The sequence below is a fragment of the Streptomyces sp. NPDC048506 genome (genome assembly GCF_040651315.1).
Classification (GTDB): domain Bacteria; phylum Actinomycetota; class Actinomycetes; order Streptomycetales; family Streptomycetaceae; genus Streptomyces.
On record NZ_JBEZIX010000005.1, the window covers coordinates 228,877 to 237,093 of the forward strand.

Consider the following 8,217-nt stretch of genomic DNA (forward strand, 5'->3'; position numbering starts at 1 on the left):
GGGCGAGTGCCTGTTCTCAGTGGGTCGAGTGGGCTCAGTGGGCGGTGGGCAGGGCACGGGCTATGAGCGGCTGGGAGCGCTGGAACGAGGCGTAGTGGTTGGCGTCGGAACCCTGGTCGATGACCCTGGGCGCGGCACCACGGCGTTCTAGGTTCCGTGCGCAGCTGAGGGTGTTGGCCATGGGCACATCGCGGTCGCCGGTGGCGGTGTAGAGCGTGATGCGGACGCCTGGGTCCGGCTTCCAGTCGCAGGTGTGGTCGTTGGCACGGAGGACGTCCAGGAGTGCGCCAGAAGGTTGGCGGAGCTTGTGGTACCAGGTGTCCGTCAGCAGGTCTTCGATCCGTTCGGGCAGCTTGCCGGCGATCGCCTCGGCCGGGTGCGCACCGTCGAAGAGGTCCTCCACACGGTCGGCATAGGGCGCTCGGAACACCTCGTCCGGCTTGTCGTAGAGCGGGTGGAGGCGGTTTTGGGCGGTGAGGAAGAAGGCGACGTAGAAGACGGCGGAGCGGGGGTTGACGCGACCGTCGAACATGCCGGGGAGTTCGCTGCCGTGCAGGTCGTATGGTCCGCCGACCGGGGCGAGCACGCCGAGGCGGAACCGCGGGTCGGCGCCGTGCGCCAGCTCGCGGCCGAGTTCCATGGTGACCTGGCCACCTTGCGAGAAGCCGGTGAGGGACACCGTACGGTCAAGAGTGACGCCGAGTCGGGGAGCGGCCGACCGGGCTGCCCGGAGCATGTCGAGCGAGGCCGCTGCGGCGGACCGGGCATCCATGAAGGGGTGGCGTCCCGGACCGGTACCGAGGCCGAGGTAGTCGGGGGCGATGGCGACGCGGCCGGCCGAGGCGTAGACCATCGAGACCGCACGGTCGGGGCCTTCTGCAACCGAGGGGGCGTACCCGCGATAGGCGAGGGTGCCGTGGGAGTGGACGACCGGTGGGAGAGGGCGAGGGCCGACGCCGACGGGCAGGACCAGTAGGCCGGAAGCCGTCGCGGGGCGGCCGTCAGGCGCCGTCGTGCGGTACGTCAGGCGGTAGACGTCGACGCCGTGTTGGGCGGTGCGGGCGTCCAGGCCTGCCTGTTGCGCCTGGGTGATGATCTCTGCGCGGCTCTTCCTCCCAAGTGGCGTGAGGGACAGGAGCGTCCCGCGTCCGTGGGACGAGGGACGTGAGACAGCGACGGCGGACGGCACCGCCGCGGTGCCGGAGTGCGCGATGCCGCTGCTGGCCGGTGCCACGGTGGCTGATGGTGTGGCGAGGGCAGGGGCTGTCGAGAAGGCCGCCAGCAGCACGGCGGCGCCGGCCGCCAGGCCACGTCGTACCTTTCTGCGTTCGCCCGCGGTCCCCGTCATGGCCGAAGCGTCGGGCGCGGTCGAAACGTCCGGCTGGGACGCGGAACCCGGCATGCTCGAAGCTCCCGGCTCGGTTGAAGCACCGGGCACGGCCGGTGGCTGGGCAGGCGGTTGGACAGGCGGTTGGGTCGATCGCTGGCTCGGTCGGTGGGTCGATCGGTGGATTGATGGGTTGGTTGTGGGCTGAGTTTGCCGTTGGGTTCGCTTCGTCATGGCTTCGACGGTAGGCAAATCTGCCGCGGCGCAGAATGCGGCTTCCCGCACACCTCACCTGCGGTTTCCCGCACAATCCAGTTGCGGTTTTCCGCAGGTTGAGGGCGAGCAGCGGGCCTGTTTGTCGCGGGGTCCCCTCCAGACCCGCCCACCCCCCGAAGGGGGGTGGGCGGGGGGAAAAACCTAATAGGAGCCCTCCCATCCCAACGGCCTCACGCCCCCAACACCGCCAACATCGGAAACATGGGAACCACCGAAACCACTGGGACCACTGGGACCACTAGGACCACTGGGACTACCGGAACCACCAGAACGACCAGAACCACCAGCAACACCACCCCTACAACCGCTGAATGATCGTCCCCGTAGCCAGAGCTCCACCCGCGCACATGGTGATCAGCGCGAATTCCTTGTCCCTGCGCTCCAGTTCATGGAGGGCCGTGGTGATGAGCCGGGCTCCGGTGGCGCCGACCGGGTGCCCCAGGGCGATGGCGCCCCCGTTCACGTTCACCTTCTCCAGGTCCTGTTCGAAGACCTGCGCCCACGAGAGCACGACCGAGGCGAAGGCTTCGTTGATCTCGACGAGGTCGATGTCCTTGAGGGACATCCCGGCCTTGCCGAGCACGGCGCGGGTGGCGTCGATCGGGCCGTCCAGGTGGAAGTGCGGATCGGAGCCGACCAGCGCCTGGGCCACGATGCGGGCCCGTGGCTTGAGCTTGAGGGCGCGCGCCATCCGCTTGGAGGCCCACATCACCGCGGCCGCACCGTCCGAGATCTGTGAGGAGTTGCCGGCCGTGTGGACCGCGGTCGGCATGACGGGCTTGAGTCGTCCCAGCGCCTCCATGCTGGTGTCGCGCAGCCCCTCATCACGGTCGACGAGCCGCCACATGCCCTGGCCCGCGGCCTGTTCGTCCTCGGTGGTGGGCACCTGGACGGCGAACGTCTCCCGCTTGAAGCGCTCCTCGGACCAGGCGGCGGCCGCCCGCTCCTGGGAGATCAGGCCGAGCGAATCGACGTTCTCACGGGTCAACCCCCGGTGGCGGGCGATGCGTTCGGCGGCCTCGAACTGGTTGGGCAGGTCGACGTTCCACTCGTCGGGCCAGGGCTTGCCGGGGCCGTGCTTGGATCCGCTGCCGAGCGGCACCCGGGACATCGCCTCGACGCCGCAGCCGATGCCGATGTCGATCACGCCGGCCGCGACCATATTGGCGACCATGTGGTTGGCCTGCTGGGACGAGCCGCACTGGCAGTCCACGGTGGTGGCTGCGGTCTCGTACGGGAGGCCCATCGTCAGCCAGGCGTTGCGTGCCGGGTTCATGGACTGTTCACCGGCGTGCGTGACCGTGCCTCCGACGATCTGTTCGACGCAGTCGGGCTGGATGCCCGTACGGGCGAGGAGTTCGCGGTAGGTCTCGCCCAGGAGGTAGGCGGGGTGGAGATTGGCGAGCGCGCCGCCGCGCTTGCCGATCGGGGTGCGTACTGCTTCGACGATGACGGGTTCCGCGGCCATGACTGACTCGTCCTCTCCTCGCGTCCATGGGCGTCGCGGCACCCACGGATGAAGAACTAGTACGCGTTCTAGTTATCCCACCAGTCTTATGAGCCGCCCACCGGGGCGCAAGGGGCATGCAAGCCCCTTGTCCGCAACGGAAGTCGTCACGACCCTTGCCACTTGCAGAACTCGTTACTACCTTCACCGCGACCCCATATCTGACGCAGCGTCAGAACTAAAAAAACCCAGAAGCCAGACCCCAGAAGCCATCTGGAGCCACGGACCAGGAGTCGCCGATGCCATGCCCAGCGTTGCCCGAGGGGTTCGACTTCACCGATCCCGACGTCTACCAGTCCCGCGTTCCGCTCCCCGAGTTCGCGCAGCTGCGGCAGACCGCTCCCGTGTGGTGGAACGCCCAGCCCCATGGCATCGCCGGCTTCGACGACGACGGCTACTGGGTCGTCACGCGCCACCAGGACGTCAAGGAGGTGTCCACCAAGCCGGATGTCTTCTCCGCCAGCCTCAACACCTCGATCATCCGGTTCAACGCATCCATGACCCGTGACCAGATCGACGTCCAGAAGCTGATCATGCTGAACATGGACCCGCCGGAGCACACCAGGGTCCGCCAGATCGTGCAGCGGGGATTCACCCCGCGCTCCATACGCGCCCTGGAGGAGGCGCTGCGCCACCGGGCGGTACGCATCGTCAGCCAGGCGCGGGAGGGCGGAACCGGGGACTTCGTCACCGACGTGGCCTGCGAACTCCCCCTCCAGGCCATCGCGGAACTCATCGGCGTCCCCCAGGAAGACCGGGCCCGCATCTTCGACTGGTCGAACAAGATGGTCGCCTACGACGACCCCGAACTGGCCATCACGGAAGAGGTCGGCACCAACGCGGCGATGGAGCTGATCTCGTACGCGATGAACCTCGCCGCGGCGCGCAAGGAGTGCCCGGCCAGGGACATCGTCAGCCAGCTGGTGGCCGCCGAGGACGAGGGCAACCTCGGCTCCGACGAATTCGGCTTCTTCGTCCTGTTGTTGGCGGTGGCCGGCAACGAGACGACCCGCAATGCCATCACACACGGGATGCACGCGTTCCTCACCCACCCCGAACAGTGGGAGCTCTACAAGCGCGAGCGCCCGGAGACGGCCGCCGAGGAGATCGTGCGCTGGGCGACCCCGGTGGTGTCCTTCCAGCGCACCGCCACCCAGGACACCGAACTGGGCGGCGCGCAGATCAAGAAGGGCCAACGGGTCGGGATCTTCTACTCCTCCGCCAACAACGACCCGGAGGTCTTCGACCATCCCGAGGCCTTCGACATCCTGCGCGATCCCAATCCGCACCTCGGCTTCGGCGGCGGTGGGCCGCACTTCTGCCTCGGCAAGTCCCTGGCGATCCTGGAGATCAACCTGATCTTCAACGCCCTCGCGGACGCCATGCCCGACATCTCCCTGGCGGGGGATCCACGACGGCTGCGCTCGGCGTGGCTCAACGGCGTCAAGGAGCTGCAAGTCCGATACGGCTGAGGGGTGGACGTATGGCGCCCGGTGGTCGGCGGCGGCTATCGGGCGCAGCGGTATGTCCGAAAACGGTTTGTCGCTCAACCTTGCCAGTCGTCATGGGCGGACTTACCTTTAACTCGCCAGTAACAGACGGCCGTTCGCGGTTCGCAGCCCTGACACCGCACGGTCCGCAGCCCTGGCGCAACACGGTTCGCAGCCCTGGCCCAGCGCGGCACGCGGCAGGCCGGAGCCGCACCTCCCCCATGCACACCCCCACGGCCCGATTCCCCCGCACGCCTCGGCACCGCACCCGCACCCATGCACCAACACCGCGCACCAGCACCACCAGCGCTCCGCACCAGCACCAGGTGTCAGCACCACTTCCCCCCACGCGTTTCGACAGTGCGCTCCACGCTCTTCGAAGGGGACCCACACCATGAAGGACGCTCACGGCAGACCCGTCACGGGACGCATCAGCTGGCGCAAGTTCGCCGTGCTGGCCGTCCCGGCCCTCGCCGGTACCACGGCCCTGGGCATCGCCCTGGCCAATGGAGCACTCGCGGCGTCGTTCGCCGTATCGGGGCAGCAGTTCAAGGTGTCCGCGGACAGCCTCAAGGGCGATGGCTTCGCCCAGTACGGCAGCGTCGACACCAACGCCCGCGGCGATCTGCTGCCGGTCGCGGTGACCGCCATCAAAACGGCTCGGATGGACCACCTGTGCCAGTCGGTGGTCACTCACCTACCCGTGATCGGCGACATCTCGCTCAACCTCAGCGCCGGAACGGGCCGCAAGCCCGTCGAGGCGACCAACCTCTTCGTGGACGCCACCCAGCTCGCCGGTGACGCGTCCTTCCACAACATAGAGATCGGCCGGGACGCGTCCACCCTGGACAAGGGGCCGACCAGCGCCCAGGGCATGCAGGATCTCTTCGCCCAACAGGCCGACGACGTCAGCATCAGCAAGCTGCGGCAGACCGCCTGGGCGACCAATGCGGGGACGTTCACGCTCTCCGGGCTGAGCATGAAGATCGCCAAGGGTACGAAGGAATGCTTCTGACCTGGCGGCGCTGGCGGACGGGGCGGCCCTTCTGGGGCGGTCTGGCGGCCGTCGTCGCCGGCGCCGAAATCTGTGCCATCCCCCTGGCGCCACTGAAGATCATGCTGCAACAGGGCATCGCCGGCATCCCCTCGGTGCTGATGGGACTGGTGATGATCCTGATGGGGCTCTCGGCGTGGTTCGCACCGCACTATCGGGGCATCGCCGGAGTGTTGACCGTGCTCTGTGCGGCGGCCGCGCTGGTGATGTCCAATCTCGGTGGCTTTCTGATCGGCACGGTCATCGGGATTCTCGGCGGCTCGATGATCTTCGCTTGGCAGCCGGTGGTCACCGACCCCTGACCTGCGTCAACGCGTCCCGATCGACGCGGACCACGTCGCCCTGCGGGGAGGCGACCGCGAACAGCGCCCGCCTCCCCGCATGACGCACGCCGCGCGCCGCACGCCCTGCGCCCTGCGCCCTGCGCCCTGCGCCCTGCGCCCTGCGCCCTGCGCCCTGCGCCCTGCGCCCTGCGCAAGCGTCGACGCATGCGCGGGGCCCGCGCCTCCCCACCCACGTCTCCCCCGACACCCGCCGCATCGCACCTCCGGCACCACCCCCTCCGGAAGGACACCAAGATGGCGAAGCAAACGCAGCAGCAATACCCGCACCCGGCCGCGCGCCCCGCACGGCCCGCGCCGTCCCCCCGCCCTTCGGGCCGTGCGCACCGTGGACGGGCATTAGGCGCCGTCGGCACCGGGATGGTCGCGGTCCTCGGGCTGTCCTTCGGCTTGCCGAGCACCGCCATGGCTCAGCCGTCCGGGCTACCGGCCACCACCACCGCAGCCACAGCCACCGCCACGACCACGACCACCACCTCAGCCGTCACCGCAGCCGCCACGACCGTCACACCCGCAGGTCACGGGTTCACCGCCACCCTCAGCGGCAAGGCCACCTTCACGGCGGGTTCGGTGACCGTCACCTGTACGACCTCGACCTCCAGCGGGCAGGTACCGGCCGCGCCCGACAACCACAACGAGACCGGCCCGGTGGGCAGTTCCACCACCCCGGCGACCTACGGGTCGTGCACGACGAGCATGCCCGGGGTCAGCGCCACCGTCACCACGACCGGCACCTGGGGCGTGGCCATGCAGAACGGGACGCCGGCGACCGCCGGGCTGACCATCCCCTCCGGAGGGTTCGTCCTCAAGACCAGCGGGCTGGCGTCCTGCACGGTGACCGCGGCGCCCGGCGCGGCGGCGACGGTGAACGGCACCTGGACCAATGGCGCACCGTCCACCCTCACGTTCACCAATGCCGTGGTGCCGGTGAAGGTGGAGGGCGGCTTCGGCTGCCCGACCAGTGCGACCAGTTCGACGTTCAACGCCGCCTATCAGGTCAGGGACACCACCGACCCCGCATCCCAGATCAACGTCACCGGCTGACGGTTGGGCACGCCGCGGCGGGCCTGCGGGAAGCGCGCACGCGCTCGCTCATCGGGCCGTCAGGCCCACGGCCACCACGGTCACCAGCACCACCACGGCCAGTGTGCCGGTCAGGAACCCGGTGATCAGCCGTCGTCGAAGGGCCCGGTAGACGCCCTCGTATTCGGCCCGCAGGGTGGCGCTGCGGGCCGCAATGCGCTCCAGATAGGAACGTGAGGCCTCACTCTGGTCCTGGCAGTAGCGCCGTGCCACGTCCTGCCGCTGGGTATCGGTGAGCCAGGGCAGGTCCTTGCAGAAGGCGTCCGCGCGGGTGCGCGCCCGGTCCTTCTCCGCCTCCCAGAGGAGGTACCCCTCGATCTCGTTGATGGCCCGTTCCATGGAGATGCCGTCGCCCATGCGCACTTCCGCTCCGAGGGCGTCCCCTGTTCCTCCGCCGCTCCACATCGCTCCGCCCGCCCGAGTCCGCTTCGTCATGAGCGCGTTCCGATTTCGTCGCTGCGGGCACCGCCGTCGAAGTCCGAAAGGGCCGTGATCTCGCGGGCGATCTCCGGGTGGTGCAGGTCGAACGCCGGGGATTCGGAGCGAATGCGCGGCAGGGTGAGGAAGTTGTGCCGCGGCGGCGGGCAGGACGTGGCCCACTCCAGCGAACGGCCGTAACCCCACGGGTCGTCGACGGTGACCTTCTCGCCGTACTTCGCGGTCTTCCAGACGTTGTAGAGGAACGGCAGGAGGGAGAGTCCGAGGAGGAAGGAGAAGATGCTGGAGACGGTGTTGAGAGTGGTGAATCCGTCGGCGGCCAGATAGTCGGGGATCCGGCGCAGCATTCCTTGCGCGCCGAGCCAGTGCTGGACGAGGAACGTGCCGTGGAATCCGACGAACATGGTCCAGAAGGTGATCTTGCCGAGGCGCTCGTCCAGCATCTTGCCGGTGAACTTCGGCCACCAGAAGTGGAAGCCGGCGAACATCGCGAAGACGACCGTACCGAAGACCACGTAGTGGAAGTGCGCCACGACGAAGTACGAGTCGGAGATGTGGAAGTCCATCGGCGGCGACGCCAGGATGACACCGGTCAGACCACCGAAGGTGAAGGTGATCAGGAAGCCGATCGCCCACAGCATCGGCGTCTCGAAGGACAGCGAGCCCTTCCACATCGTGCCGATCCAGTTGAAGAACTTCAC

At 68.5% G+C, this 8,217-nt stretch carries 8 protein-coding genes; 4 read left to right on the top strand and 4 right to left on the bottom strand.

All coding sequences use genetic code 11. From position 1 onward, the window contains the following. Window positions 1–34: 34 nt before the first annotated feature. Window positions 35–1,348 carry an alpha/beta hydrolase gene (locus tag AB0C96_RS05930; protein ID WP_362914097.1) on the bottom strand — a complete coding sequence of 438 codons (1,314 nt, stop codon included), beginning with the start codon at window positions 1,346–1,348 and terminating at the stop codon, window positions 35–37. Window positions 1,349–1,901: 553 nt separating this feature from the next. Continuing rightward, on the bottom strand, window positions 1,902–3,071 hold the full coding sequence (locus tag AB0C96_RS05935; protein ID WP_362914099.1) for a steroid 3-ketoacyl-CoA thiolase: 1,170 nt from the start codon (window positions 3,069–3,071) through the stop codon (window positions 1,902–1,904). A gap of 278 nt (window positions 3,072–3,349) precedes the next feature. On the opposite strand from AB0C96_RS05935, the gene AB0C96_RS05940 reads away from it, so the two are divergent. The 4 genes from AB0C96_RS05940 (at window position 3,350) to AB0C96_RS05955 (ending at window position 7,039) form a co-directional block, all read left to right on the top strand. After that, window positions 3,350–4,582, top strand: a complete 1,233-nt coding sequence (locus tag AB0C96_RS05940; RefSeq protein ID WP_362914101.1) for a cytochrome P450 — start codon at window positions 3,350–3,352, stop codon at window positions 4,580–4,582. Window positions 4,583–4,994: 412 nt separating this feature from the next. Next, window positions 4,995–5,615: a DUF6230 family protein gene (locus tag AB0C96_RS05945; RefSeq protein WP_362914103.1), complete on the top strand. Its 621-nt coding sequence runs from the start codon at window positions 4,995–4,997 to the stop codon at window positions 5,613–5,615. Beyond that, on the top strand, window positions 5,606–5,956 hold the full coding sequence (locus tag AB0C96_RS05950; protein WP_362914105.1) for a DUF6114 domain-containing protein: 351 nt from the start codon (window positions 5,606–5,608) through the stop codon (window positions 5,954–5,956). The genes AB0C96_RS05945 and AB0C96_RS05950 overlap by 10 nt, the downstream gene beginning before the upstream one ends. 276 nt (window positions 5,957–6,232) lie before the next feature. Next, on the top strand, window positions 6,233–7,039 hold the full coding sequence (locus tag AB0C96_RS05955; RefSeq protein WP_362914107.1) for a hypothetical protein: 807 nt from the start codon (window positions 6,233–6,235) through the stop codon (window positions 7,037–7,039). A gap of 48 nt (window positions 7,040–7,087) precedes the next feature. Here AB0C96_RS05955 and AB0C96_RS05960 read toward each other — a convergent pair whose 3' ends face one another. Both AB0C96_RS05960 and AB0C96_RS05965 read right to left on the bottom strand, forming a co-directional pair. Then, window positions 7,088–7,513, bottom strand: coding sequence for a hypothetical protein (locus AB0C96_RS05960; RefSeq protein ID WP_362914109.1), 426 nt, complete (start codon window positions 7,511–7,513; stop codon window positions 7,088–7,090). After that, window positions 7,510–8,217: cbb3-type cytochrome c oxidase subunit I (locus AB0C96_RS05965; protein WP_362914111.1), on the bottom strand; the 708-nt coding region annotated here is incomplete at its 5' end. The genes AB0C96_RS05965 and AB0C96_RS05960, both read right to left, overlap by 4 nt.

What these genes read in the sequence shown, in the direction of transcription:
- AB0C96_RS05960 (WP_362914109.1), bottom strand. Translation starts at nt 7,513, where the DNA reads ATGACGAAGCGGACTCGGGCGGGCGGAGCGATGTGGAGCGGCGGAGGA.
- AB0C96_RS05950 (WP_362914105.1), top strand. Translation starts at nt 5,606, where the DNA reads ATGCTTCTGACCTGGCGGCGCTGGCGGACGGGGCGGCCCTTCTGGGGC.
- AB0C96_RS05945 (WP_362914103.1), top strand. Translation starts at nt 4,995, where the DNA reads ATGAAGGACGCTCACGGCAGACCCGTCACGGGACGCATCAGCTGGCGC.
- AB0C96_RS05930 (WP_362914097.1), bottom strand. Translation starts at nt 1,348, where the DNA reads ATGACGGGGACCGCGGGCGAACGCAGAAAGGTACGACGTGGCCTGGCG.
- AB0C96_RS05940 (WP_362914101.1), top strand. Translation starts at nt 3,350, where the DNA reads ATGCCATGCCCAGCGTTGCCCGAGGGGTTCGACTTCACCGATCCCGAC.
- AB0C96_RS05955 (WP_362914107.1), top strand. Translation starts at nt 6,233, where the DNA reads ATGGCGAAGCAAACGCAGCAGCAATACCCGCACCCGGCCGCGCGCCCC.
- AB0C96_RS05935 (WP_362914099.1), bottom strand. Translation starts at nt 3,071, where the DNA reads ATGGCCGCGGAACCCGTCATCGTCGAAGCAGTACGCACCCCGATCGGC.